The organism is Geminocystis sp. M7585_C2015_104 (assembly GCA_015295805.1).
In the GTDB taxonomy this organism is placed as follows: Bacteria; Cyanobacteriota; Cyanobacteriia; order Cyanobacteriales; family Cyanobacteriaceae; genus DVEF01.
The window spans coordinates 16,604-42,399 of record DVEF01000101.1; the positions used below are offsets into that span (position 1 = coordinate 16,604).

The window sequence follows — 25,796 nt, forward strand, 5'->3', positions numbered from 1 at the left end:
ATTCTAACCCAAAACTAGAACTATTGACTGTCTTTCTTTTCTAGGGAGTCTATAATGCCTGCCACCACACAGTCCCCCCAGACATTTATGGTGGTGCGACAACGGTCTAAAAACCAATCTATAACTAGAATTAAAGATATGCCCTCTACAGGCAGATTAACGGCCTTTAGTACCATTACCATGGTAACCAATCCCGCTTCTGGAATGCCGGCTGCGCCAATGGCTGCTAGGGTTGCGGTAAAAAAGACAATTACCGCTTCTGCCAATCCCAACTCAATCCCATAAATTTGGGCTATGAATACTGCCGCCACTGCCTCATATAGTGCTGTCCCATCCATGTTTATTGTTGCTCCTAGAGGTATTACAAAATCGGCAATTCTACTATCCACCCTATTGTTTTTGATGACACATTCCAGGGTGACGGGGATGGTAGCGGAACTGGAGGCGGTGGCAAAGGCCGTCATCAGGCAGGGAAAACTCCTGCGCAAATACCGCCATGGGGATTTTTTTGTGATAGTATAGAGAAATAGGGGTAGTATGACTATGCCATGAATAAGAAGGCCGAAGAAAACGGTAAAAACATACCTTCCCAGGAAAATTAAGTCGGTGGTGAAACCACTCCACCCACCCGCTTCTCCTAAACGGCCGGCGACTAGTGCGCAAATCCCTAATGGGGCAAATAGGAGTATAATGTCAACAATTTTTAGAATAACAGTGTTGAGGGTTGAACAAAAGTCAATTATTATTCTCCCACCCTCTACAGTAGTTAAAACCCCCCCGAAAAGCAGGGAGAAGACGATAAGGGGCAACACGTCATTTTCTGCCATTGCCTGGAAAATATTACGGGGTAATAATCCCACTATTACTTGTTTTAGGGTTTCGGCTACGGTAGTTTCTTTTTTTTCCTCTAGTTTTTTTGTTACAGTCAAATCGATTTTTATACCCTTTCCCTGGGGGGATGGTTTAACTGTTTCTCCTCTGGCATCTCGCCAACCGTCTACTACAATTGTCTGGGAGTTTGTCTTTATTTTCTCAGAGATATTGCCGGTTATATTTTGGTCTATTAATAATACGAAATAACGCTCATCCCATGAGCTTTTGAATTCTCCCCCAAAAATGGTAACCTTGTTATCGTTGACAAAGTATTCAACATCAGCCAATAATTCTCCTCCTCTTATTTTCAGTCTTTCCGCTTCTGTATCTGCTACTCCTGGTTGAATTACATTTACTAAAATTAATCCCAGAATCACGGCAACGGCGGTGGTTATCATGTAGAAAAATATAGTTTTATATCCCAATCCTCTCAGTTGTCGCAAATCTCCCAGGGATGTGATACTTGTTATCATTGAAATCATCACCAGTGGCACTACCAACATTAATAGGGTGTTAATAAATAACTCTCCCAAAAACTTTACTTCTTGCCCCAATTTTGGCATAAATCCTCCCAGGATAATTCCCAATGTTATCCCGGTAAACAGACTTACAAAATAGTTCCAGGAAAACTCATAACTGTTGTTATTTCTAGTCATTTTCTTCTCACTCCAGTCCTTGACAAGAGGGATTAATTAAGATTCATTGATATGTTGTTTCTAGTTGTGCTGTGGTGGCGAGGGAAAAGACAAATTCGCCTGGATACAGTAGTTACAGAAAATTAGGTATGGGATAATATTATATACGAAGATAAAAGCCGAGAATTGGTCAGAAAAGTATGAAAACAGAAATAAAACCCAGGAAATTTAGGGAAAAGCATTTGCAACAGGCTTACGCCATTAACTTGGCTGATTATTATTGTCAGAGATTGCCTGTATTTGGAATCACTATAGATGATAGCAATACTATGGATAGAGACGATGGCATTTGGTTGAAAGAGTTGGAAGATGGCAAATTGGAATTGCAGGTTAGTATAACTGATGTTGCCAGTCTAATTCCTAAAGATTCTCCCATTGACATAGAGGCGAAAAAAAGAGTAATTACCCTTTATCATACTAATCCTCCTACCCCAATGCTTCCCAGTCGTCTCAGTAATGATTTAGCCTCACTGGAGGAGAATAAGGAAAGATTGGCCATTACTCTATTTTTTAGGTTGAATAATCAGGGAGATGTGGAAAGTTTTACTATCAGAGAAACCATTTTTACCAACAAAAAGGCATTTAGTTATGAAGAGGTGGAGAAGATTCTGAATAATCCCCAGGATAAGCCGGAGGAAAAACTACTAGTTAAGATGCAAAAACTGGCGAAGTTGTTAGCCTTAAAAAGAGGTGGTAAATCGGGTATTTTAACTAAAGACGGCTACATAGATGAAGACGGAAATCTAATAAAAGAAAACGCCAATGCTTACCAGATGATAGCCGAGTTTATGATTCTAACAAACAGGGTGGTAGCTAATTTTCTTGCCACAAATAAAGTAGCAGCACTGTATCGCACTCAGGATGTGGGAATAGAGGATTTAGAATTAGCCATAAAAACCATGGGGCATTGTCTAGTGCCTGCGGTTTATGACTCTTCTCCCAGGCCCCATGTGGGATTAGGATTGAGGGCTTACACCCATTTTACCAGCCCTTTGAGGAGATTTGTTGATTTGGTGAACCACCGCATCCTTAAGAATTTTCTTAATGGGCAATCCTCTCCCTATAGTCTTGAAGAATTATCAGAAATTGCCAAAATGGTCAATGAATTTCAGTCAAAATTCAAGATAGATAAGTCTAATTACATGCGGGAGAAAAAGAGGGCGGAGTTGGAGTGGCAATATAACAATCTTTCAGAGGAATTGTTTAAAAATCTATCCCAAGGGGAGTTGTCAGATTTAATCCAGTATATAGCAATCAAGATAAAGAATAGATGTTGCCAACGAGTGGATTTGTTCACTAGACTTTTAGAATTAAGAAGAGGGGAATTACAGACAAAAGACTATTACTACATCTGGTTTGTAGCAGGAATTGACAAGTTTTTTGACGACGAGAATGTGGATGCCGTTTCAGTGTTGTTAGTCAAATCACAACTGGAAGACTCAGTGGTAGAATACAAATTTGAATATTGTGAGTTAAGGAAGAAATATTTTGCCTACTGTTACATAGACGGGAAGACAACGGTTAATCCGGAGGGAGATGCCAGGAAAAATAGAGTGAAACACAAGGCAGCGTTGGCAGCCATCAAGTCATATATCCGGGGAGAATTGACAGATAAACCCAATCCCATACCTCCCCCAACCATAGAAGACTTTATAACCAGCAAGTTGTCATGCAAGGAGGGGAAATGTGACATCAAAGATTTAGAGGGAAAAGACTTCAGCAAGTTGATAGAATTTTGTCTAAAAACCCAATTTGACAGTCTAGTGATAGAGGAAATTAACAGAAGAATTAAAAGTCTGACAGTGAAAGACTTATACAATATATGGTTTGTGGGGAGACTCAGGGTATGTCTGGATGATACTGATGTAGATTCTCTAGGATTAAATGCAGTTTCTGTGGTGTTAACTTACTCACAAAAAGAAAACCTTCCCCTGGAATTTAAAATAGAATATTCTCCTTCTCACAAACAATATTATGCCCACTGTTATATCAATAATCTAACCCATCCTTATCCCCAATGGGACAGTAGAAAAAATAAAGCCAAACAAAAGGCATCCCTTGCCTACATTAAGAGTTATTTGGAAAACACCCTCACCAATAATCCCCAGGCTATTGACAATCTCGTTGATACTGCCAAAAATAGTCTCATTTTAAAAAAACCGGAAAAACCCACAACTCGAGACTGGGTATCAAAACTCCATCAACTTTGTCAGAAAAACAACTGGCAAATCCTCAATTATAGATTTATAAGCCTCAATGGCATTTTTTCCTGTGTTGTTTCTCTTGAATTGGAGGGGAAATCGCTGCAATCTCAGGGTTATGGAAGAAGCAAAAAAGAGGCAAAACAGTGCGCCTGTAGGGTTTTCCTCATCCAACACCAGTTATTAGAATAAACTTAACTCTAATGGGCCCACTAGGGGCACAACCATTGTTTGTTTTTATTTGTTTTTTCTCTCCAGTGAATAGACCGCAAAACAGGCCCATTCTACCACTGACTTCATTTTAAAATAACAGAGTAGAGTTGTCAACCGCCGGGGGTTATAATTGCCGATGAAGTTCGGAGAAATGAGATGGAACAAGGGATAATAATGCAGTTACGTTCTCCTGGTCCAATTTTGTTCCAATTAGGGCCTATAACCATTCGTTGGTATGGATTTCTAATTGCCCTAGCAGTATTAATTGGAGTGGTGTTGTCTCAACAGTTAGGGAGAAGACGTCAGGTGTCACCGGAGTTAGTGGCGGACATGGCGATGTGGTTAGTGATTGGTGCCATTCCCATGGCTAGAATTTATTATGTTTTATTTCAGTGGGAAAACTACGCTGGACGCCCCCAGGATATTATTGCCATATGGCAGGGTGGAATTGCCATTCATGGTGCTATCATTGGTGGTATTATAGCCGGTATAATTTTTGCTAAGATAAACCGTCAGTCCTTTTGGCAATTAGCAGACATTGTGGCTCCTTCTCTCATTTTAGGTCAGGCTATTGGTAGGTGGGGCAATTTTTTTAATTCCGAGGCTTTTGGTACGCCCACTGACCTACCATGGAAATTATATATTCCTCCCAGCCATCGTCCGGTTGAATACCTGGAATTTGACTATTTTCATCCCACTTTTCTTTACGAATCTATTTGGAATTTTTTGGTTTTTTTTATCTTAATATATCTCTTTTTCCGGGTAGATAGTAACGGCAAGAAACTCAAAAAAGGCACTATATTTATTGTGTATTTGATAGGCTATAGTATTGGGAGAATATGGATTGAAGGGCTTAGGACTGATAGTTTAATGCTGGGGGGGATAAGAGTAGCTCAACTGGTTAGTCTGACAGCCATAATAATGGGGTTAACAGCCTTATTTTGGTTGTATATTTTAAAGAGGGAATTGCCCGACGTGATTGGGTAAGGGGGAGTGGGGGTAGGCGGCTTAATTTGTAGTCCTTCTTCCGTTTACCTAGTGCAATAGAGTATCAATTTGCTGGGAAAGGGTAAAGACAGTGGCGGCGTGGCGTCGGGCGCAAGGAAAAGTTAAAATTGCTAGATGGCACAATGTCTCAACCTAGCCATGTGGAAGCGGATAATTGGACTGATTTTTATATTTTCAAGCCTATTGTGTAACCCCTCGGCATTGGCGTTGGGGGGGGTACAACCGGCCCTGAATCAACCCGCACCAGATTTTACCCTGCCTACCAATAGGGGCAACGAGACGGTGTCGTTAAAAGACTATCGTGGCAAGTGGGTGGTGTTGTATTTCTATCCTCAAGACTTCACTCCCGGTTGTACCATAGAGGCGCGCAAATTCCAGGAGGATTTAGAGAAATACCACCAACTGAATGCAGAGGTGATTGGTGTTAGTGTGGATTCTGTAGCTTCTCATGAGAGTTTCTGCGAGGAGGAGGGATTGCAATTCCCCCTTCTCTCTGACACAGACGGGAGTGTGAGTAAAGCCTACGGTTCTTTCCTAGCGGGTCGTTCACTCCGTCACACCTTCATTATAAACCCTGAGGGCATTCTAGTGGCAAAATTCTTATCAGTAAGGCCTATTATCCACAGCAAGGAGGTTTTGGCAAAACTAGAAGAGTTGTCGGGCAAACGAGAAACATAGAGTTGGGGGGGAAAAAAACTCCCCCTTTTTAATTCTAGTTACTGTTTTCAGAGAATAATTGGGAACCCACCACCACTTCTTGGGCTTTCCCATTGTCCAGGGTGCGGATTTCGTGGATGTTACGACTCATTTCTCGGGCTTGGTGGTAGCTTTCAATATCCCCCTGCTCAAAATAGAGTAGGGCTGCCCTTCTTAAGTCGTCCACTGCCTTTTGTTTCATCCCTTGTTCCAAATACAATACCCCTCTCCTGTGATAGGCTTTTGCCATATTGCTGTCTCTCTTGATGGCCTCTGTATAGTCTTCTATAGCACCAGCATAGTTACCTAATTTTTCGTAACCGACGGCGCGTTGGTAGAAGAATTCGGCAGAATTGGAGTGGGAATGCAGCCGTTGAGAGAGGTTTTCTATTTCCTTAATGTTGCTGACAACGTTATTTAACTCTTGGTACTGTAGATCCAGTCGTTTGATTTCCTGGGCCATGTCTTGTTTTACTGTTGTCAGCATCTGTTGGAGGGAATGTTGGAATTTTTCGAGGCTGTTGCCAAAATCTGCCTTGTATTCTACCAGTTTGTCGTTCAACTGTTGTCCGGTAGTCTCTAGCTGGCTATTCAACTGGGTGATTAACTGTTGTTGTTGATTGTAGGCTTGTAACAGCTGTTTGTAATTTTGTTGGCTACTAAAAACACTACAGCCAACCCCCACAGTGATACCGAGGTAAGCGATAACAGGCATCTCCGCGAGGGCGCCAACCACCGTGCCGAAAATAGAGGCGCCTATGGCGGCATAACCGAGAAAGTCTTGTTTGGCTTCCATAGTGTCTCACCCCTTCTATTGTAGTACAACACAATTCAGCTCAAAGGCGGGAAGGGCAATTTTGGCTTCTTCCGGGGTTAGGAGTTGACGCATGACTTCCAACAACACCTCGTAGGTGTCATTGTTATCATCGGTAAAGGAGAAGGCGCGGGAGATAGTTTGAAACCACAATAACGCGTTAGTGCGGTGTCTCTCCAAATCGTCAAACAGTATGGCAGCCGCGCTATAACGCAATAGGTCCATCAAATCCCGTTTACAGGTAGCATAGAAGTCTTGGAATTGGGGATTACGTTTTTGCTTTCCAAGACGTACTTGTTCTATGATTTTATCGGCATTGTCTCTGATTTTGTTATATATTTGAACCCTCAAATCCAGGGAGTCTAGGTAGTCTTCTAGGAATTGTAACTCGTAGTCTTCGGCGTAACGGCCATCAGCCTCGAGGGTTAAATCAGCTAGTTGTCTTAACATACAGTGATTCTCCTGATATACTACACGGCATCGGTAACCTGAGAGAGATACCTAGCGGCTTCAACCTTAGTGTCTTTTAACTGGGTAATCATAGATCTAGTAATTAACTTACCTTTTTCCACCAACACCTTACCAGTGATGGGGTGAAGGATATCCTCTTGTACCCTTTTCCCTATCAAAGACTCGATGTCGTCAATTTGATGGAGATACATCCCCGGGGGCAATTCTACCACCACACCGTCCCCAATGACTCTTGCCTGGCAAGCGAGACGGGAATTGGGTTTACAGGTAGTAATGACTTCCAATGTTCTTTTTTCGCGACGGTTGAGGGGTGTAAGACTTTCCATGCCCTCTTTTATGTACACATGACAGGTGGAACACATCCCCCTCCCGCCACATTCTTGTAGTACATTTAGTTCGTTTTTCAACAATGCAGAAAGGAGATTGTCATTGGTTTTGACGGCGGTATCCTTGCCGAGGGGAACTATTCTGATGATTTTTGCCATAGGTAGAGGTATTGGCGTGTTGTGATACTAGGTCTATTTCCAGATTAACCTATTCCCATCACAAAGCCCATCCTAACTCTCATTATTTACTTGTGTGTTGCAAAGCATTTCGAGAATGGAGGTATGGTCATGTCCTTCTTCAAGCCAGGTTTTAGCTATTTTCACCCTTTCCAGAAGGCCTAGGATGAAGGAGTTAACTGGCGCACCCATGGATTCACAGGAGGTTTGAATGCAGCCGAGATTTTCTCCTGTGAGTTGACTGAAGAAGGAGGCGAGTATTCCGGCTTCTAGTTGACAGGCGAAACCTTCTCCTTTGGGCGCGGCGGCTGCAAAGGGGGAGTTGGTGGTATAGATAACTATCAGGCCGTGGGGGTAATAGTCAAAGTTGAATTCAATTGTACCCCAGCCATGGGTTTTCCAACACTGCTTAAAGCAACTTAAAAATTCTACCATTTCCATTTGTGCCAGGGGGATTCCATAGTACTGGCTTACCTCCTGTTGGAAGCGACGGAAAAAACTTTTGCCCCACCAGCGACCACAATTGTATAGTACTAGGGGGTAGGCTTGTCCTAACTCATGTTTCAATCCCTCATACATCCCCTGTAAAAACACCTCTGGTAGGGCGATTAAACGAGCCCCTAGACGGGTTTCCAACAGTCCCAATTCAAAGTCGCCTTGCACGTAGGCTTCAGGGGCGAAATAATTGCCTTTGAGGGGTTTTTTGGAATTCAACAAGTCGGCTACAGAAATCATGACTCCTCCTACTGGACGTTTTGAATGTGGGCTTGGGCTTGATTCAAAAAGGGCTCAATGTATTTAAAACCATCTGAGGGCAATTCTTCTTTTAGCCTTTCCACTAACAATGCCTGTAGTTTTTGTGATATATGTTGGTATTCATATACCCGGACAATGTCAGTGAGCCATTCCAGTAAACGGCGTTGTAGGTATTCAGGGTTGTTGAGCAACATAGCCATGGCGCTGTAGCGGGTGATGGATAGCCAGTGGCGGAGACAGTTTTCGATATTACGGGTTTTTTCCTGGGGAAGCTGTTTCAACAGCTCATCGGCCACCTTTTGAAATATATGTACTTCATTGTCCCGTAAATACCGGTACACAGCCAGTCTTGGCCGCATACCTGACATCTCCTGCATCAACCGCAGTAAATCCGACTGTTGCAGGTATTTAGACTCAGCTTCGTGAATTAACTCCTGTAATAGGGGGTACATACTGGACTCCTAAAACAAGTCTGATAAATCCTTGACATTGATTTGTTTTTTTCCCCATTCCTGTGGGTTTAGGGGTGTGTCATGAGTTTCTCGTGCCGATTGGGGCTTAGAGGTGGGGGAATACCAGCCCATACGGAGGAAAAACTCAGCCACACTCATAGTTAGGGGAAGTATGGTTGGGGATATGGGAGGAGACGGAGCTTGTTTGCCATTCCAGTTATAGAGGCTAAAAAACCTTTCCACGGTGAGGCTGAGACTGACTTGAGGCGAAACCTCTTGTGGTGTTGTCAGTTTTTCTGCCCCTGTTGGTGGTAAACCCTGCCAATTTGCGTTTCGGAAGAAGTCGCCAACGGTTTTGCCATTCAACAGGTTAATCATTTGAGATATTCCCCATTGATAAGTCTTTTTTCAATATCCCGGGCACTAGCGCCCTCATTCAACCAGAATGCCGCTGCGTCGATTCGATCTTGTTTTCCTAAAAGAAACTTGCAATAGGTTTCCCCCATGGAGTAGCATTGAATCTCGATACAGTTGAGTGGCTTGTTGATAAAACGACTGAAGAAACCAGCCAGTAACCCCGCATAGATATGACACACGGGTTTGCCAACGTCCCCCAGGGTGCGTGCCACCGCTGAGTCAAAGATGTTTACAAACATAAAACCATTTTTTTGTTCACTCAAATCCACCTCCCAATTTCCCCAACCCTGGGCGGTAAAAGGCCACCACCAGGCTTCCAACACGTATAGTAGGTTCATATCGTGTATATCTTGGGGGTACTGGTATTCTTCTTGAAACCATTTTTCAAAGAATTCAGCATCTCTCATTCCCCAAGCCTTACCGATGTTGTACATTACTACACTGGAGGCGGCACCAACTTCTTCTTCCAAGCCTTCAATCAAACCGATGATGAAGTCTTCTGTTACTAGCACGTTACGCGCCTCATTCCAATCGATGATAGTACCATTTCCCACATCGAAGTAAAAAAAGTCTTCCACGGTGTAATGGTCGTGTTTTTTGGGATACTTACTCTTCCACAGATTTTTGGTTATTTTAGCAACTACTTGTTTTGATGGAGTCGGTGTAACAGTCATAGGTTTTTATCTTTTTGGCTAATTGAAGTGAGTTATATCTCTTGTCCCAATTCTAGCCTTTGTTTTTTCTTTTCATCTAGTTTTCAGTGCCTTTGTGTAAGTTTATTTAACAATTTGCTTTTTTATTTCCCTGGTCATCCGGGTATTTTCTTACAGAAAACACATTCTTTAATATTTTTTATTTCTTTTGTAGTCACAACTGCCTAGGTACTATCCCTTAGCCGAACTGGGGGAAAAACCGTAAACACCACTTGACAAACAGGGGAGCAATTAGTAATAATAGAAGAGGCAGTCGCGATGGGGTGTAGCCAAGCGGTAAGGCACCGGGTTTTGGTCCCGGCATTCCTAGGTTCGAATCCTAGCGCCCCAGTAGGGTTTTGCCCCTGTAACCCTTCACCCTCGTCGACGACCGGGGTAGAATGGTGTCCTGTGGGGGTGAGGCAAGACTTTTCCTACAGGCGCCAGACGGGGGTGGGGACGGTGGCCCTCCGAGGGTTATGTAAAATAAGGGAGGGGGCGGGAGACAAGGTAGAAAAGAGAAGGGATAAGGAAAACGGCAGCCTGCCATGGGTGTACGGGCCAGAATCTTGGGGCGCCGGTGTAGGTGGCACAAAGTGGGCTGCTTGTAAAGGGGGGGTGAGGGATAGAGATTCACACAAATTGTACAAAAAACAAAAAGAGAAAGGCAGAGGGGATAAAACCCTTCCTCTGCTGGGCTAGCTGTTGTAAGCAATCATATATAAAAACGGGTGCGCCATTTGTTGAGGGTGTAGTCGGCGATGGCGGTGACGGATTCCAACTCGGCGATTCTCTTTTGTAACCCTTCAATAATATTTTTCTGTTGGGATATATATGCTTCCTTTTCTGCCAGAAGATAGCTGTCTTTTACTATTTTTCTTTCCAGACTTTCTTTCTGTCTCTCTAGGTTATTTATCATATTTATGAGGCCCTTTTGCTCCTCCTCTTTTTGACGATTTCTGCTTTCTAAATCGGCTATTTTGAGTTGGAGTTTGGAAACTTCTTTTGTTTTTTCTGTAGCTACTTCTTCCAGGTTTTTAATACGAGCGAGCTCCTTTATTAGATTTTCATTGTCCTTTTGAATAGACGCTATTTTTTCAGAAAGTTCCAGCTGTCTTTTCTCCCAGGTATTCTTAAGAGTTTCTGTCTCTTCTTTTTGGTTGGCCAGTTGTTTCTCAAGACGGCTAACGGCGGCTATTTTATTAGCCAAATTATCCAGTAAACGTTGGTTCTCTTCGTTTTTTTCTGCTAACAGCTTCTCCATTTGTTTTACTTTTTTCTCTATTTCCGCTCGTTTACTATCTGAAGCAGCTAGCTTATTCAATTTCTCAGCTATTAGTTGATTCTCCCGGGCCTTTTCAGCTAATAAGCCTTCCAGCTGCTGGATTTTTTCCTCTAATTCCCTCCGTTTACTTTCTGAATTCTCCAGCTTCTCCAAATCTTCAGCTACCAACCTTTCTAATTTCTCAGCTATTTGTTCGTTTTCTTTATTTTTCTCCGTCAACAGACTCTCCAGCTGCTGTATTTTCTCCTCTAATTCCTTCTGTCTTTTTTCCGAGTATTCTAGTCTTTCCTGAAGATACTCTGATTCAGTGAAACTTCTGGGGGAAACCTCTCCATACAACTCCCCGTCTTCCCTAGACTTGATGGTGATAACTCTATCAGGATTGTTACCAGAAATGGCAATGTCTCCCTGAAAGATTTTATCCAACAAAGCTGACTCAGTCTCTTGGGTTTCTTTCGTTAACTTTTCTAGGATTTTTTTTGTTTCTTGACTGACACTGACACTCACCCTTGACTTGGTAACCGACTTGGCAACAGCAAAGCCACTTCCACTTTTTACCCTTTTTCTACTCATAATTTCTCTACTTCCTACTTCATAGAAACAGCCACTCCACGCCTGCTGGGTTCATTGTATTATAGGATACAGACTTTCCCACAAAAATGCAACAAAAGTTCATATAGTCCTAGCGTCTTCTTTCTTGTAATTTTTTGTATACTTGACGCAAATCGACATGGTGGTAGGCTAAAGCTACAAGGGTGTGGTAAAACAAGTCAGCAGCCTCTGCAACGATAGCCTCTTTATTGTCGTCTTTGCAAGCCATAACAAATTCAGCAGTCTCCTCGCCGATTTTTTTTAGGATTTTGTTATCTCCTCCTTCATACAGTTGACAGGTATAGGAATTCTCCTTGGGGTGTTGGCGACGTTGAAATACTACCTTGAATAATTCTGTGAGGGTATCAGCTGGGGGTGAGGCTTTGGTTTTATCTATCTGGTGAAAACAACTTCTCTCCCCCGTGTGACAGGCAGTATCCCCGATTTGCTCTACCACTAGCAGAAGAGCATCACTATCACAATCATAGCGGATGGATTTAATTTTTTGAATGTGTCCGGAAGTTGCCCCCTTATGCCATAATTGTTGACGTGAACGACTCCAATACCACGCTTCTCCTGTTTCTAGAGTTTTCTGTAGCGATTCGGGGCTCATCCATGCCATCATTAGTACTGTCCCATCTAGATAATCCTGGACGATAGCCGGTACTAATCCTTGTTCATTGTATCTAATGGAATCCATGGGCACTGCTTCCTTCAGGTTGGTTGAATAATTGCTCATTTTTCCTCGTTATTTGCGCTAATTTTGTTTCCCCGTTCCGGCCATTATACCACAACATTTGCCTATGATTATTAAGCCTCGAAAAAGATTTGGCCAACACTGGCTAAAAAGTGAGATTGCCCTTGAGAATATTATTAAAACTGCCCAGTTAAAAAGGGAGGATAGGATACTAGAAATTGGGCCTGGTACTGGAATTTTAACGGAAAGATTGTTGCCACAAGTGAACCAAGTATTGGCTGTTGAAATTGATAGAGATTTGTGTAAACTTTTAAGGACAAAATTCGCCGGCTGGTCCAACTTTCTGTTGCTGGAGGGGGATTTCTTGGCGCAGGAGTTTTTTCCCGGTTTCTTGGAATACAACAAAGTGGTGGCTAATATCCCCTATTATATCACCGGTCCCATCCTAGAAAAATTGCTAGGCACTATCAGCAAACCGTCGCCAAAACAGTTGGAATTTATTGTCTTATTGATTCAAAAGGAGGTGGCGGAGAGACTGGTGGCAAAACCAGGCAACAAAAATTACGGCGCTCTTACCCTTAAGGTAAGATATTTGGCAGACTGTGAGATAGTATGTAAGGTGCCAGCAAGGGCATTTTATCCGCCGCCAAAGGTAGACTCTGTGGTGGTGAAAATAACCCCAAGGAAGATTGATAATCCACCTAAAAATCCCGCCTTTCTGGAAAAAATTATCCGCATGGGTTTTAATGGAAGAAGAAAGATGCTAAAGAATAATCTAAAACCCATCGTTAAGCCAGAATTGTTGGAAGTAATCCTGGCAAATTTTAACATAAATCCTCAGGTGCGGGCGGAGGATTTGGACTTGCAAGATTGGATTTTGCTAAGTAACATTTTGTCGGATAGTCCAGACTGTGGTGAAGGTTAAAACACAGGAGATGCTATATGTTGAGACTGTTAGCAGAGGATTAATTCTAAAAGGAGGCAGATAATAAACGGTTTAAACCTCAAAAAAAAAAATGGTTGTCCCAACAATTAGGGCTTGTTAGGTGTTTTTTCCTTTTTTTTTAACCCAACAAAAACCTGTAAAAGAATCTGAAAGAATGGAGTGTTAGGAGTTGTCAGTATTCTTTGCTTAGAGTCTAAACTGTTGGGAATGAAAGTAAAAATAGGCACCGTTTGGTTTTTTCGGACTACACATTATACCGATTTGCTCTCCATCATATCATGGCCATCAGAGAGATAAAGTTAGTTGTCTTCCACAGTTGGTGATAAAATCATGTGTCTGACGGTGTTGGCTAAACCAAGGCTTTGGATAATGGCAAGTATGATAAATGGCAGGCACAGTAATAGTAAATTATGAGTTAAAACTAAAACAGGTAAGACAATTTTATACTAGGATAATTATAGAACCCCCACAAGCCCCGTAGGGACAAGCCCATAAACACAAGAGAGGGAATATGAAAAATAAACAAGTTCCACACAGTTGAGTGGTTAAATGGATAATAGCAGAATAGGTGTAAAGGTACTATGGATGATAACCTATTAATCAATTCTTCTTCCGAACCTATAATACTAGTAGTAGACGATTTGAAACAGAATCTGAAACTATTAAATGTTATCCTGGAGTCAGCTAACTATCAGACTAGTCTGGCAACCAGTGGTAGGGATGCCTTGGAGAGACTTAAAGTCTTAACCCCCGACTTAATCTTGCTGGATTTGATGATGCCAGAAATGAGTGGCTTGGAAGTATGTCGTATTATCAAGTCTCACCCGGAATACAGGGATATACCTGTCATCTTTCTCACAGCTAGTGTGGAGGAAAGCCATTTAGTGGAGGCTTATAGTCTGGGCGCCTCCGACTATGTTACAAAACCCTTCCGGAAACCGGAATTGCTTGCTCGTATTGCAACCCAAATTACACTAAGACGACAAGCCCAATTGATTCGTCAATTACAGGAGGAAATCCGACAGTTAAAACAGTGTCTTAATTCTACCCCTCGCTAAGTGTTTTTGTGGTTGCGGGTGGTTTTTATGGTTGGTTTTTACGAGTGGAGGATGGTTTTGCCGGTTTATGGGGGGAGATAACGAGTTTTTTGCTAGCGATGGCTTCTTCCACTTGCGCGGCTGTTAGGGGAGGGGAGAAATAGTAACCCTGGGCAAACTCACACCCTAATTGTTTTAAAATTCTCACTTGGTGAATGTTTTCCACTCCTTCCGCCACTACATCCATATTCAGGGCATGGGCAAGCAATATAATAGTCTTAATGATTTCTAGATTTTGTTTTCCCTTTGTCATCTGACTCACAAAAGTCCGGTCGATTTTGAGGGTATCTATGGGAAAATGGTGGAGGTAGCTGAGAGAAGAGTAACCTTGTCCAAAATCGTCAAGGCTGAGTAAAACGTTTTTTTCCCTGAGTTTTTGCAATTTTTCAGTGGTGTCTTCTCCTTGACTCATCATTGTGCTTTCTGTTATCTCTAGTCGCAGACTGCTGCCTGGGATAAGGGTATTTTCTAATACTTCTTCCAACTTGTCTAGGATTTGAAGATTTTTAATTTGCTTACTGACGACATTGACACTCATACTTAGATTTTCGCCGTGGGGGAATTTCTTTTGCCAAATGCCAAGTTGTCTACAAGCCTCTGCCAAAACCCAGTTGCCTATTTCCACAATCAAATCTGTTTCCTCGGCTATGGGGATGAATTCGTCTGGTGGAATAAATCCCCGTTGTGGATGACGCCAACGAAGTAATGCCTCAAACCCGACTAATTGGGATGTTTTTAGACAAATTATTGGTTGATAGTGCACCACTAACTCTTCTCTTGCCAAGGCAAGTCGCAAGTCGTTTTCTATCCTGATGATTTTTAGATTCTCCTGGTACATTTCGGGGGTAAAAATGGTATAACGCCCTTTGCCTAAAGCCTTGGCACGATACATGGCAATCTCGGCATCTCTGATAACTTCTCCAGCATTGTCATAATCCTTATTGCCCATTACAATGCCAATACTGGCACTAGAAAAAATATTATGATTTTCTACAACTAAAGGCCTGGCAAACTGACTTAAAATACTTTCAGCTGTTATTATGGCCTCATTGTCATCATTTAGGTTTTCCAAAAGGATAGCAAATTCGTCACCGCTAAAACGCGCCAATGTATCCTCTTCCCCCAAACACTGGGAGATTAGACTGCCTATTTCCTGTAAAAATCTATCCCCTACCATATGTCCCAGGGTATCATTTATCCACTTGAAGCGGTCTAAATCCACAAACAAGACGGCAAAAAGATAGTCTGGATTACGCCGCCTTTGTTTTATTGCCCTTTGTAGACGTTCCTGAAATAGAATACGATTAGGTAAGCCAGTCAAACTGTCATGTAAGGCACTGTGTACTAACTGTTGTTCTGCTTTTTTTTGCCCTGTTATATCCCTGATTATGCCATCAAATCTCACTATTTTTCCACTTTCATCATAAATAGCATAACCCCTGTTACTCACCCAACGCACTTCTATTCCCCGTCTTAAAATCCTGTATTCTTCTGCCAGACTTCCCGTCTTCAGCATTGCCTTAAACGCCTCTTTTACTCTACTTCTGTCGTCTGGATGTACCACGTCCAACCACAGGGACTTGTTGGTAAAAAAGGATGAACGGGGGTAGCCATAAATTTTTTCCACTGACGGGTTAAGATAGGTAATGGTGAGAGAGTCTGGACTTATTGACCATACTCCATCCTCCATAGAGTTTAAAATACTCTCCAGACGCTTCTCACTCTCTTCCAAGGATTTTTGGATTCGTTTTCTCTCTTTAATTTCCTCCCTTAATTGTTCGTTTAATTTGGTCAATTCCCAAGTCCTTTGTTTAACTCTTTCCTCTAATTCTTTGTTTATATTTTCAAGTTGTCTGCGGGCTATTTTTAATTCTAGTTGATGTCTTATCCTAGTCAATACTTCTTCCACCTCAAATGGTTTGGTTATGTAGTCTGAACCCCCCGCATCGAAGGCCTTTACCTTGTCCAATACGTCATCAAAAGCACTTAGGAAAATGACGGGGATGTCCCTCAGTCTGTTATTTTTTTTTATCTCCCTGCACAACTGATAACCGTCAATTTCTGGCATGTTAATGTCTAAAATAATCAGATCTGGCGTGAATTTTTCCAGGGCCCTCAGAGCGATTTTCCCTCCCTTAGCGCACCGCACTTCAAAGCCATGACGAGACAAGGTCCTATATAGAACATTCAAATTTTCTAGTTTATCGTCCACTATTAAAACGGTTTTGCCGTGTAAATCCAGCCTTTTTGTAATTTCCATCGTCAACTATATCATGTCACGATTGTGCAATTTCTTCATAGGGGTACAGTGCGGTTTATTCTTGATTATTTCTTGATTATTTATGCCAAGGGGGTAAGATTAGAGAGATAGGGCAGAGGTGGAATAAAGACTCATAATCATGAACCAGTAGTCAGTGAAGACATGATATGAAATGGTAGATGAAAAAGGGTGTGCAACCGCGACGCCTTGTCAACCAGTCACTACTCTACCTTATACCATCAAGTATTGTTAAAAGATGGTCAAAATCAAAATTTCTTATAATTACTTCAAGTTTTTTTATTAGAGAAGGGAATTGGGGGGGGATTTCTGTCAACAATTCCTCGAGTTTACTCCGATTTAACTGGACAGCGGCATGGTACAATTGGTCCAACCACCGGGGTGGCATTACTAATAAGTCTTCTGGTGTCAAGTGGTGGGTAACCCCTAAATCCTCCCTATTTTCGTAGATGTAAGTAATCCCCAGGAATTTTGCCATCGTTTCAAAAATGACATTTTCCCTGAAGGGTTTTCTGACTATCTCATCAAACAAGTGAGTGTTAGGGATGTTGGCGATAGCTTCTTCTGTCAAACTACTGGCAGTCAAGGCGATAATTACGGGAGTGTTTCCCCCAGCCTGATGACGAATAGTGGCGGCGGCGGCAAAACCATCCATGACTGGCATGTGTAAATCCATCCAAATCAAATGCGGTTGCCAAGACTGCCAAAAGGCAACTGCCTCCTTGCCGTTTTCTGCCTCCTTGACTTCAAATCCCACAGGCTTTAACAAGGCGGTAAGAATGTCCCGGTTGTTTTTATCATCATCCGCTATCAATATCTTACAATGTCTTTTGGAGGAAATACCAATAACACGGGGAGTGGAAGTGGTGGGGGGTGGGTTTTTTTGTTCGGCCAATTCTGCTAGGATGTAAAAACGGAAAGTACTACCCTTACCCCTCTCACTTTCTACAGTAATCTTACCCCCCATCAATTCTACAAAATTTTTACAAATGGCTAGGCCCAAACCTGTGCCTTTTTGTAAATTTTTTCCTGCAGAGGTTTGCACAAAAGGCTGAAATAAATCCCCTATCTCCTCTGGGGAAATTCCCACTCCCGTGTCACTAACTGCAAATCCCAACTTTACCCTGTTTGCCTCTCCATTTCCTTCTACAGAATCTAGCCAGGCGGAGACAACAACCCCACCCTTGTCAGTAAACTTTATGGCGTTACTAACTAGATTTACCAACACTTGACGCAATTTCTGGGCATCCGTTTTGACTGTTTGGGGCAAATCCTGTGATTTTCTTATCTCCAATCTTAAATTTTTTCTATGGGCATTTTCGCGAAACATCTCCCTCACCAATTCTAGAGTTTGATGTATATCCACCGCCGTTGTCTGTAGCGTCATTTTCCCGGATTCTATTTTTGCCATGTCTAAGACGTCATTAATCAGTGTCAGAAGGTACTCGCCGCTACGGTTTATAATGGTAATCGTTTCTAAATGTTCTTTTGATAGACTCTTATCCCGACTCAAAAGTTGAGTGAAGCCGAGAATGGCATTAAGAGGTGTGCGTAATTCATGACTCATACTGGCTAGGAATTCGCTTTTTGCCTTGCTTGCCACTTCTGCCAAAGCCTTTGCTTTTTCCAATTCCAAAGTGCGTTGTTTTACTTTTTCTTCTAGATGCTCAAAATAGTCCTGTAATTTTTCTGCCATTATATTGAAGGAATTTGCCAGCTTTTCTAATTCTTTTATGCCACTAATTTTTATTCGAGATGATAGATTACCACTGGCAATTGTGGAGGCTGTTTTTTCAAGTTGCAATACGGGTTTTGCCAACCACTGGGCGGTTTTTATAGCAGAATATACGGAAGTCACTAAAACGACTATCGATAGTAAGATTGTGTTACGGATATTGCGGTTAATTTCTGCCAAAAAATCTGACTGGGGTACAGCTGCAATTATCAACCAATCCAAGCCGTAAGCATCTTGCCAGGGGTAGACAGAAATGAAGTATTTTTCTCCTTGGAAGTAAAATACCCAGTCTTTTTGCTGTTTTATTGTCTTATAATTTCCAGCCTTTTCTCTCACAAATTTGTCCAACTGCTGCCATAGAGGGTGGGGCAAGTTGCTGAGGTTATGGCGGTAAAATTTTTTATCTTTACCCTGCCAGGATACGGGGATACCGGCACCAGCGACTAAATTGCCATTTCGCTCAACAATTAAAATGTCACAGGAGGGGCTAAACTTAATTTCTCTTAAAAATTCGCCGAGGCTATCCAGGGAAATATCGATGTTTATAACCCCCAATATTTTGTTATTTTGCTTGTCAAAAATGGGCTGATTAGCAGAAATAGCTAAATAGCCGCCGGTAATTCTTCCTTCCCTTCCCCACTCTGTCACATAAACGTCACTCCAAATAGGTTTTCCTGCTTTGAGGGTTTGGGTGTAAAATTCGTCCACAATGGGGTCATAGTCGTCAGACTCCAGTAGATGGAGAATATTTCCTTCCCCGTCAGTGGCATGGGTGTAGTCTGCCAAACTGTTTGGGGAATGACGGGATACTACTATGCCATCATAGTCTGAATACCAACGGCCAGCACCAGCACCCCTTCTATCCTGTAGATAATAGCCTATAAAAGTTAATTGGGGGAATAGTTTTGCTTTTTTCCAGAAGTATGCGGCGGCATCTTCCAGGTTATAGATATTCAGTCTTCCTTTTTGAATGTCATCCAATACTATTTGATTCAGCTTATGGGGTAGACTCAAATAGTTGTCCAGATTTTGCACGACCCTTTCTAAAGCTTCTTGTTTTATTTGACTGACTAGGTTTTCAACAGCTTTTTGTCCATTTTTCCAGGACAAATAGATTACAATGGTGACTGGTAAAACAATTTGGATTACTACTGGTATTGTGAGGACAAATTTTAGGGGTATGGATTTTGGGGGCATTTTTCTCCATTGTATATCCCTGTGAAGGAAATATTACTCAACGGCCAGAGAAAAACTGCTTCTCACCCTCATTGTAAATTATCTTATTTAAGGGGGGGAATATTAATGGGGAGACAGGTGTTTTTTGTTATCACTGTGGAAGGCGGAGAAATATTTGCTTTGGGAGTTTGAATAAAAACTAAACAATAAACCCCAATCTTTCCCACCTACATTTTATCCCCTAGATAGTATTCATGACGGATAAAGGGCAATGCCACCACTTCTCCTTTTTCACTCCCCACAATGACTTGTAAGCCTTCTCCGCCGGCTTTGGTGCGAATATATCCCAAGGCAAAACTCAATTCTTCTGTGTGGAAATAACTGGTGAGTTTCCCTACTTTTTCTTCTCCCACTGTGATGTGGATATCTGTGTCTGGGTTAATTTTTCCGGTTAATTTAATGCCCCAGAGTCGTTGTTTTACCCCCCTATATGTGTTTAAACGGGCAATGGTTTCTTGTCCGATATAACAGCCTTTGTTGAAGGAGACGGCATGCCATAAACCTGCCTCTAGTGGGTTATAATCTTCAGTTAATTCATGGTAAACTGCTGGCCTACCTCTGAGTATTCTGAGCCTTTCCCAGGCCTCTTCGTCGATTATTTCAAGAGGAAGATTAGCTAGTTTTTCCCATAAGAAATCAGCCTTTTCTCTAGACACAATAAGGTTGTATCCTGGGAGTTTTAGGTTACAACCGACCGTGACAAAAACCTCAATGCCATCGATTTTAACTGAAAAGTGTTGAAATTCAGGGGCAGACAGGACTGAAGATTCGAAGCAGTTTGCCAAAAGATTATTTGCCAAAAGATGTGTACTTTGTTTGCCAATGAGGGTAAAAATACTAAACTGAGAAGAAATGTCCCTTAATTGTACCTTATCAAAGGGAAAAATATAACGATCCATCCACTGATAAAGTCTTTGATTTTCGCCGGGAGACACTAGCAATAAAATGTCTTCTTGCCTGACGTAGGCGGAGACTAAGTCAATGTTTCTGCCAGTGGAAGTAACAAAGACAGTATCACAACCTTCGCCGGGTTTCAAAGCCTGAATATTATTTGTAGTTTGGTTGTGAAGAAAGCGAATTCTGTCATCGCCACTAAGGGTTAACAATCCCCAATGACTCCGATTACAGAGGTAAACATTGTTAGTAAAATCAAAAAAAGGGATGGCCGTCATGGGCGAAAATCAACCTTATATGGTACTATTAATCACCATTAAAACATATGCCAGGTTTGAGGAGGAGATGTGATGAGTGCGGAAAGCATGTTGTTTAATGGCGCAATTCTTTGCTTTACGGTTGTCTTGATTGGTTTAGCCTGGGGGTTTCTCTTGTTAAAACTGACAGGGGAAATCAAATAGTCTTTCCTTATGTGTTCTTTACAAATCTTTACTTATTCCGCGAAAAGGGGGAACGACTGATAGAATCTTATAATGGATTCCTATAAGAAGGGGGGACAGGGGGCTATGGGGAGGGTTGGCGATACCAGTAGTCAGTCTAATTAGTTTAGTCCAATTAGTTTTGTCTAATTGGTACTTGCCCATGCATGGTGGTGTCAACCCGCCCGCCGCCCTATTGTAACCCCAGTGGGGATCGAGGCGGCTTTTTCCAAAGGGCTGCCAGAGGGATAGGATTTTATAATTTATAAGCTAGAGTGCAATAACTTAAACAGATATAAACTCAGGAGAAAAGATAGGATTTTGGAGGTAAGGAATTCATGAAAATGTGGCGTAGAGTTGTTTGGATGGTGGGGGTTGTTTTTTTCCTGGTGACTTCAGTGGCGGTGTCTCCGGCTAAGGCTGTAGATGTAACCACTGTCATGGAAACCACCCCTCGGGTTTTGGCAGCGGAGACTACTCGTCGCAATGAGGCAGATGAAGTTTTGAGAAAGATAGGTCAAAAAATCGACCTCAACAACAGTGACGTGCGTGACTTTCGCCAGTTGAGAGGCTTTTATCCCAAACTAGCTAGTATAATAATCCAAAATGCCCCCTATGAGAAGGTAGAGGATGTACTAAACATCCCTGGCTTAACCGAAGCGCAAAAACAAAGACTACAAGCCAACTTGGACAACTTTGTAGTCACCCCTCCCTCCCCCGTATTCAATGAAGGGGATGAGCGTTACAATCCCGGTGTTTACTAGTGTTTATTGGTTGTCAAACCCAGTCAAAACCACAAGGGGGGCCCCCCCCAAGGGGTTGAGACCTAGATGAAGGGTCTACCACTCGGCCAAGAGGGGGGACAACCCCCCTAATTTACACAAATGATAGGAAGGGTATAATCTCCCTCCTATAGACTATAACACAACTGACGGAAATCGTCACCCCTTTCTTCAAAACTGCTATACTGGTCGAAACTGGCACAGGCGGGGGAAAGGAGGACCACTCTAGCATTGAATTTTTCTGCCATTTCCCTGCTACGGGGCACAGCCTTAGCCATATTTTCTACAATTTCGTGACTACTGAAGCCAGCCTGACTGAGGCGCTGGGCAAGGGAGGGGGCGGCGTCGCCTATGAGTAGGACAAAGGCGCATTTTTCCTTGATTTTGGCTATCCATCCGGTGTCATCCCCTTTTTTGGCCAACCCGCCGGCAATGAGAATGACAGGTGCCTCAACGGCATCCAATCCCACCAAGGCGGCATCGTAGTTAGTAGCTTTGCTGTCGTTAATATAATCCACCCCATTAATAGTCCTAACCAATTCTAGCCTATGGGGAACTCCTTTAAAGGTGGAGATGGCATCTACAATAGCCTGTTTATCTACACCAGCCAGTCTAGCGGCGGCTATTGCCATGAGGAGATTTTGTTGATTGTGTCTGCCTACCATTTTAAAGATGGAAACGGGGGCAATTAATTCTCTGAAGGCGACAATCCAGGAGTCTTCCAGATAAACACCCTTTTCCAAATCTCCTAACAGGTATTCTTTGCCTCTTATACTAGTCCAGTGTACATTTTTCCACTGTAGATTCAAGCCGAAGTTGTAGAGATGGGCGTCGTCAGCGTTAAGGATTTTTAAGTGTGAGCGTTCCAGGAGAGTTGCTTTTATGCGATGATAGTTTTCAATGGTTTTGTGTCTTTCTAGATGGTCAGGGGTGAAGGTAGTCCAGATGCCGATTTTGGGTGATAATTCAAAGGAGGATTCTATCTGATAGCTACTGATTTCCGCTACCACCCAGTCTAGGGGGTTGGTGATTGCTTCTAGGGCTAAATCACAGGCGGCATAGCCAATATTTCCGCAGGCTTTGGTTTTGAATCCCCCAGCTTTCAAGATAGCCTCTACCAGGGCAGTAGTGGTAGTTTTGCCGTTAGTGCCAGTTATGCCAATCCAGGGGTAGTCTTTGAGATACTGCCATGCCAACTCCATTTCCCCTATGGTTTTAATGCCTAGGGCGCGTGCCTTTTCCAGTATGGGTATGTCCCAAGGCACTCCTGGGCTAACTACAATTAAGTCTGGTATATTCTCTTCCAGGGAGGGTAAACTTCCCAGTTTGACAGTGATTTTTTCCTTCTCTAGGTTTTCCTTTTGGCTTAAGAGGGAGGGGGATTGGCTACTATCGTAAACAGTTACCTGATAATTTTTTTTGTGTAGGAGTCTGGCGGCGGCTAATCCTGATTTTCCTAAACCTATAACAAAAACTTTACTCATCGATGGTCCGAACAAATGAAAGTTTTTCTAGCTTTTATCCCTGTGATTTTAAAGATTATCTCCTATTTGTTTCCCTAGAGAGCCAATTTTGTTTTGCCTGACGCCAGAGTTTTTTGATTTTTAAATCCAAAGAGATTCCCCGTTGAGTAGGAACAACAATGGTATCACAAAAACGGTCATGAAAAGCGCGCTTCCCCTCCTCATCTATTAAAACACCAATACCGTCCAGGATAACCGGCACCAGTAACAGAAGCATTAAAAGGAAGTCATGGAAATTGATTTTCAAACCAACCATCGCCAGGAAGGAAATAAAGGCAATAATGGCCTCCCTTTTTGCTAGAATGTGTGCCGGCGGAATCCTCTGAAAACGAGCATCCATGATTTTCAAGTCCATTGCCCACCGCCCTAAACTTTGCCCTTTGTTGACGGAAACTACAATCACCCTGAGGATAAACCAAAGAAAAACAAAGACAATAAATTCCAAAAAAATATTTCTCACCAGGGAGGAGAACAGCCAAACAGTGATATAATCGATGAGAAAGGCATAGAATCGACGCTCCAGATTGGGGGCACGACGGTATTTGACTTCTTGGGGGTACATAGGAGTACAACCTGACACAGTCCAGGCGAAGGGGGCCTTGCTAGTCCCTATCTAAGTATAGCAGCTAGCAGTTGCCTCTTCCCAGAATATGACTTGTTGCCGGGGGATGATTTAATATTATTGTCCCCTACTTACCTTTCTGAGTTTCATGAGTATTATTAAGCAGCTACAGAATCAACTGAGGAATAAGGAGCGTTCGGCAGTAGAGATTACAGAGGAATACCTGAGTAGGATAGAGCAATTAGAGCCAAAACTGAAAAGCTTTTTGTGTGTCACCAGGGAGGAAGCATTGGCAACGGCAAGACAGGTGGACGAGAAAATAGCCAAGGGGGAGGAGCTTCCGCCATTAGCAGGAATCCCTATTGCTGTAAAGGACAACATTGTCACCCGGGGCATCCCTACCACTTGTGCTTCCAAGATTCTGGAGAACTTTATCCCCTGTTATGAGTCAACGGTAACCCAAAAACTCAGAAAGCAGTTGGCGGTGATAGTAGGGAAAACAAATCTAGACGAATTTGCCATGGGAAGCTCTACGGAAAACTCCGCCTATGGACGCACTGCTAACCCCTGGGATGTGGAAAGGGTGCCAGGGGGCTCATCAGGAGGCTCAGCGGCGGCAGTGGCGGCGAAAGAGTGTGTAGTGGCCCTGGGCTCGGACACGGGGGGTTCAATCCGTCAACCCGCCTCCTTTTGTGGCGTAGTGGGGCTAAAACCCACATATGGTTTAGTTTCCCGTTTTGGCTTGGTGGCCTATGCTTCTTCTCTGGATCAAATCGGGCCTTTTGGCCGTACAGTAGAGGACACTGCCATTTTATTACAGGCCATCGCCGGCCATGACCCCCATGACTCCACTAGTCTAAAAATAGAGGTGCCCGACTATACCCAATATTTTACCACCGACCTAAAGGGTCTCAAAATAGGTATAATCACAGAGACCTTTGCCTCCGGTTTAGACAGTCAGGTGGCAGACAGGGTTACCCAGGCCGTCAAGGAGTTGGAAAAACTGGGGGCGGAAGTAAAAGAGGTGTCTTGTCCCCGTTTCCGTTATGGCTTGCCCACCTATTATATCATTGCCCCTTCGGAAGCCAGTGCCAACCTTGCCCGTTACGATGGGGTTAAGTATGGCCTACGGGAGGATGCAGATAATCTCCTGGAGATGTACACCAAAACCAGGGCAAGGGGATTTGGTGCAGAGGTAAAACGTCGGATTATGTTGGGCACCTATGCCCTTTCTGCCGGCTATTACGACGCCTATTACCTGAAAGCCCAAAAGGTCCGTACCCTTATTAGACAGGATTTTGACAACGCCTTTACCCAGGTGGACGTTTTGGTATGCCCTACCTCCCCCACCACGGCCTTCAAAGCTGGGGAGAAAACCGCTAATCCCCTCAGTATGTACTTGTCCGACTTGATGACCATCCCTGTAAACCTGGCTGGGTTGCCCGGGATTAGCATCCCCTGTGGTTTTGACCACCAGAATTTGCCGGTGGGGATGCAACTGATTGGCAATGTCCTACGGGAAGACTTGTTGTTTAGGGTGGGTTACGCCTATCAGCAGGTCACCGACTGGCACACCCATACCCCCCCTAGCTAATAACTTCCCATAACCCACAAAAAAAGCCCCCCGGGGGGGCCTGTCCATAGCTTGTGGTTAGGAATTAGAGGGCGTTACCACGAGGCAGTACTTCTTCTGGGAAGACGAATTTTTCGTGAGGTTGATCTTGGGCCGCCATCCAGGCGCGCAATCCTTCGTTTAGTAGTATGTTCTTGGTGTAGAAGGTTTCAAACTCGGGGTCTTCTGCCGCCCTTAACTCCTGGGAGACGAAGTCATAGGCGCGCAGGTTAAAGGCCAATCCTACCACGCCGATAGCACTCATCCACAGGCCGGTTACCGGCACAA

General features: G+C 43.1%; 25 protein-coding genes and 1 tRNA gene. 10 read left to right on the forward strand and 16 right to left on the reverse strand.

Annotated elements, in window-relative coordinates; translation table 11 throughout:
- Window positions 1-20: 20 nt before the first annotated feature.
- Window positions 21-1,529, reverse strand: coding sequence for a dicarboxylate/amino acid:cation symporter (locus IGQ44_12200; protein ID HIK38738.1), 1,509 nt, complete (start codon window positions 1,527-1,529; stop codon window positions 21-23).
- Between the two features lie 179 nt (window positions 1,530-1,708).
- Here IGQ44_12200 and IGQ44_12205 point away from each other — a divergent pair, with 179 nt between their 5' ends.
- The 3 genes from IGQ44_12205 (at window position 1,709) to IGQ44_12215 (ending at window position 5,668) form a co-directional block, all read left to right on the forward strand.
- Window positions 1,709-3,961: an RNB domain-containing ribonuclease gene (locus IGQ44_12205; protein ID HIK38739.1), complete on the forward strand. Its 2,253-nt coding sequence runs from the start codon at window positions 1,709-1,711 to the stop codon at window positions 3,959-3,961.
- Window positions 3,962-4,138: 177 nt separating this feature from the next.
- Entirely contained in the window at window positions 4,139-4,969 is an 831-nt protein-coding gene (locus tag IGQ44_12210) for a prolipoprotein diacylglyceryl transferase (protein HIK38740.1), read from the forward strand.
- Window positions 4,970-5,128: 159 nt separating this feature from the next.
- A complete protein-coding gene (locus IGQ44_12215) occupies window positions 5,129-5,668 on the forward strand; it encodes a peroxiredoxin (GenBank protein ID HIK38741.1) in 540 nt (179 codons plus the stop codon).
- Between the two features lie 34 nt (window positions 5,669-5,702).
- Here IGQ44_12215 and IGQ44_12220 read toward each other — a convergent pair whose 3' ends face one another.
- From IGQ44_12220 to IGQ44_12250, 7 genes are all read right to left on the reverse strand, one after another.
- On the reverse strand, window positions 5,703-6,482 hold the full coding sequence (locus IGQ44_12220; protein HIK38742.1) for a tetratricopeptide repeat protein: 780 nt from the start codon (window positions 6,480-6,482) through the stop codon (window positions 5,703-5,705).
- A 15-nt stretch (window positions 6,483-6,497) separates the two neighbouring features.
- A complete protein-coding gene (locus IGQ44_12225; GenBank protein HIK38743.1) occupies window positions 6,498-6,950 on the reverse strand; it encodes a hypothetical protein in 453 nt (150 codons plus the stop codon).
- A gap of 20 nt (window positions 6,951-6,970) precedes the next feature.
- A complete protein-coding gene (locus IGQ44_12230; GenBank protein HIK38744.1) occupies window positions 6,971-7,456 on the reverse strand; it encodes a 2Fe-2S iron-sulfur cluster binding domain-containing protein in 486 nt (161 codons plus the stop codon).
- Between the two features lie 72 nt (window positions 7,457-7,528).
- Entirely contained in the window at window positions 7,529-8,209 is a 681-nt protein-coding gene (locus IGQ44_12235; protein ID HIK38745.1) for a 4-vinyl reductase, read from the reverse strand.
- Window positions 8,210-8,217: 8 nt separating this feature from the next.
- Window positions 8,218-8,682, reverse strand: a complete 465-nt coding sequence (locus tag IGQ44_12240) for a phycobilisome protein (GenBank protein ID HIK38746.1) — start codon at window positions 8,680-8,682, stop codon at window positions 8,218-8,220.
- Between the two features lie 9 nt (window positions 8,683-8,691).
- Window positions 8,692-9,060 carry a hypothetical protein gene (locus IGQ44_12245; protein ID HIK38747.1) on the reverse strand — a complete coding sequence of 123 codons (369 nt, stop codon included), beginning with the start codon at window positions 9,058-9,060 and terminating at the stop codon, window positions 8,692-8,694.
- Window positions 9,057-9,773: a 4-vinyl reductase gene (locus IGQ44_12250; GenBank protein ID HIK38748.1), complete on the reverse strand. Its 717-nt coding sequence runs from the start codon at window positions 9,771-9,773 to the stop codon at window positions 9,057-9,059. The genes IGQ44_12245 and IGQ44_12250 overlap by 4 nt, the downstream gene beginning before the upstream one ends.
- 298 nt (window positions 9,774-10,071) lie before the next feature.
- Here IGQ44_12250 and IGQ44_12255 point away from each other — a divergent pair.
- Window positions 10,072-10,143: transfer RNA gene (locus IGQ44_12255), tRNA-Gln, on the forward strand.
- A 59-nt stretch (window positions 10,144-10,202) separates the two neighbouring features.
- Window positions 10,203-10,493 (forward strand): hypothetical protein, encoded by a 291-nt coding sequence (locus IGQ44_12260; protein ID HIK38749.1) that lies wholly within the window; start codon window positions 10,203-10,205, stop codon window positions 10,491-10,493.
- 13 nt (window positions 10,494-10,506) lie between these two features.
- Here IGQ44_12260 and IGQ44_12265 read toward each other — a convergent pair whose 3' ends face one another.
- Both IGQ44_12265 and IGQ44_12270 read right to left on the reverse strand, forming a co-directional pair.
- On the reverse strand, window positions 10,507-11,649 hold the full coding sequence (locus IGQ44_12265) for a hypothetical protein (GenBank protein ID HIK38750.1): 1,143 nt from the start codon (window positions 11,647-11,649) through the stop codon (window positions 10,507-10,509).
- A 109-nt stretch (window positions 11,650-11,758) separates the two neighbouring features.
- Complete coding sequence (locus tag IGQ44_12270) at window positions 11,759-12,406, reverse strand: bifunctional phosphoribosyl-AMP cyclohydrolase/phosphoribosyl-ATP diphosphatase HisIE (protein ID HIK38751.1); 648 nt, start codon at window positions 12,404-12,406, stop codon at window positions 11,759-11,761.
- A gap of 67 nt (window positions 12,407-12,473) precedes the next feature.
- Between IGQ44_12270 and rsmA the strand changes: the two genes are divergently transcribed.
- Both rsmA and IGQ44_12280 read left to right on the forward strand, forming a co-directional pair.
- Window positions 12,474-13,289 (forward strand): 16S rRNA (adenine(1518)-N(6)/adenine(1519)-N(6))-dimethyltransferase RsmA, encoded by an 816-nt coding sequence (rsmA, locus tag IGQ44_12275; protein HIK38752.1) that lies wholly within the window; start codon window positions 12,474-12,476, stop codon window positions 13,287-13,289.
- Window positions 13,290-13,891: 602 nt separating this feature from the next.
- Window positions 13,892-14,368: a response regulator gene (locus tag IGQ44_12280; protein ID HIK38753.1), complete on the forward strand. Its 477-nt coding sequence runs from the start codon at window positions 13,892-13,894 to the stop codon at window positions 14,366-14,368.
- A 25-nt stretch (window positions 14,369-14,393) separates the two neighbouring features.
- On the opposite strand, the gene IGQ44_12285 is transcribed toward IGQ44_12280, so the two are convergent.
- The 3 genes from IGQ44_12285 to IGQ44_12295 all read right to left on the reverse strand — a co-directional run bounded on the left by IGQ44_12285 (window position 14,394) and on the right by IGQ44_12295 (window position 20,828).
- Entirely contained in the window at window positions 14,394-16,667 is a 2,274-nt protein-coding gene (locus tag IGQ44_12285) for an EAL domain-containing protein (protein HIK38754.1), read from the reverse strand.
- Between the two features lie 226 nt (window positions 16,668-16,893).
- On the reverse strand, window positions 16,894-19,617 hold the full coding sequence (locus IGQ44_12290; GenBank protein ID HIK38755.1) for a response regulator: 2,724 nt from the start codon (window positions 19,615-19,617) through the stop codon (window positions 16,894-16,896).
- A 206-nt stretch (window positions 19,618-19,823) separates the two neighbouring features.
- Complete coding sequence (locus tag IGQ44_12295) at window positions 19,824-20,828, reverse strand: folate-binding protein YgfZ (protein ID HIK38756.1); 1,005 nt, start codon at window positions 20,826-20,828, stop codon at window positions 19,824-19,826.
- A gap of 72 nt (window positions 20,829-20,900) precedes the next feature.
- On the opposite strand from IGQ44_12295, the gene IGQ44_12300 reads away from it, so the two are divergent.
- Together IGQ44_12300 and psbU are read left to right on the forward strand one after the other, a co-directional pair.
- Complete coding sequence (locus tag IGQ44_12300; protein HIK38757.1) at window positions 20,901-21,011, forward strand: PetM family cytochrome b6-f complex subunit 7; 111 nt, start codon at window positions 20,901-20,903, stop codon at window positions 21,009-21,011.
- A gap of 356 nt (window positions 21,012-21,367) precedes the next feature.
- Window positions 21,368-21,793, forward strand: coding sequence for a photosystem II complex extrinsic protein PsbU (psbU, locus tag IGQ44_12305; GenBank protein HIK38758.1), 426 nt, complete (start codon window positions 21,368-21,370; stop codon window positions 21,791-21,793).
- 146 nt (window positions 21,794-21,939) lie between these two features.
- Here the strand turns inward: psbU and IGQ44_12310 are convergent, their stop codons facing one another.
- Window positions 21,940-23,295, reverse strand: coding sequence for a UDP-N-acetylmuramoyl-L-alanine--D-glutamate ligase (locus IGQ44_12310; GenBank protein ID HIK38759.1), 1,356 nt, complete (start codon window positions 23,293-23,295; stop codon window positions 21,940-21,942).
- Window positions 23,296-23,350: 55 nt separating this feature from the next.
- Window positions 23,351-23,896, reverse strand: coding sequence for an RDD family protein (locus IGQ44_12315; GenBank protein HIK38760.1), 546 nt, complete (start codon window positions 23,894-23,896; stop codon window positions 23,351-23,353).
- Window positions 23,897-24,044: 148 nt separating this feature from the next.
- Between IGQ44_12315 and gatA the strand changes: the two genes are divergently transcribed.
- Window positions 24,045-25,490, forward strand: a complete 1,446-nt coding sequence (gene gatA / locus IGQ44_12320) for an Asp-tRNA(Asn)/Glu-tRNA(Gln) amidotransferase subunit GatA (protein ID HIK38761.1) — start codon at window positions 24,045-24,047, stop codon at window positions 25,488-25,490.
- 64 nt (window positions 25,491-25,554) lie between these two features.
- On the opposite strand, the gene IGQ44_12325 is transcribed toward gatA, so the two are convergent.
- Window positions 25,555-25,796: photosystem II D2 protein (photosystem q(a) protein) (locus IGQ44_12325; protein ID HIK38762.1), on the reverse strand; the 242-nt coding region annotated here is incomplete at its 5' end.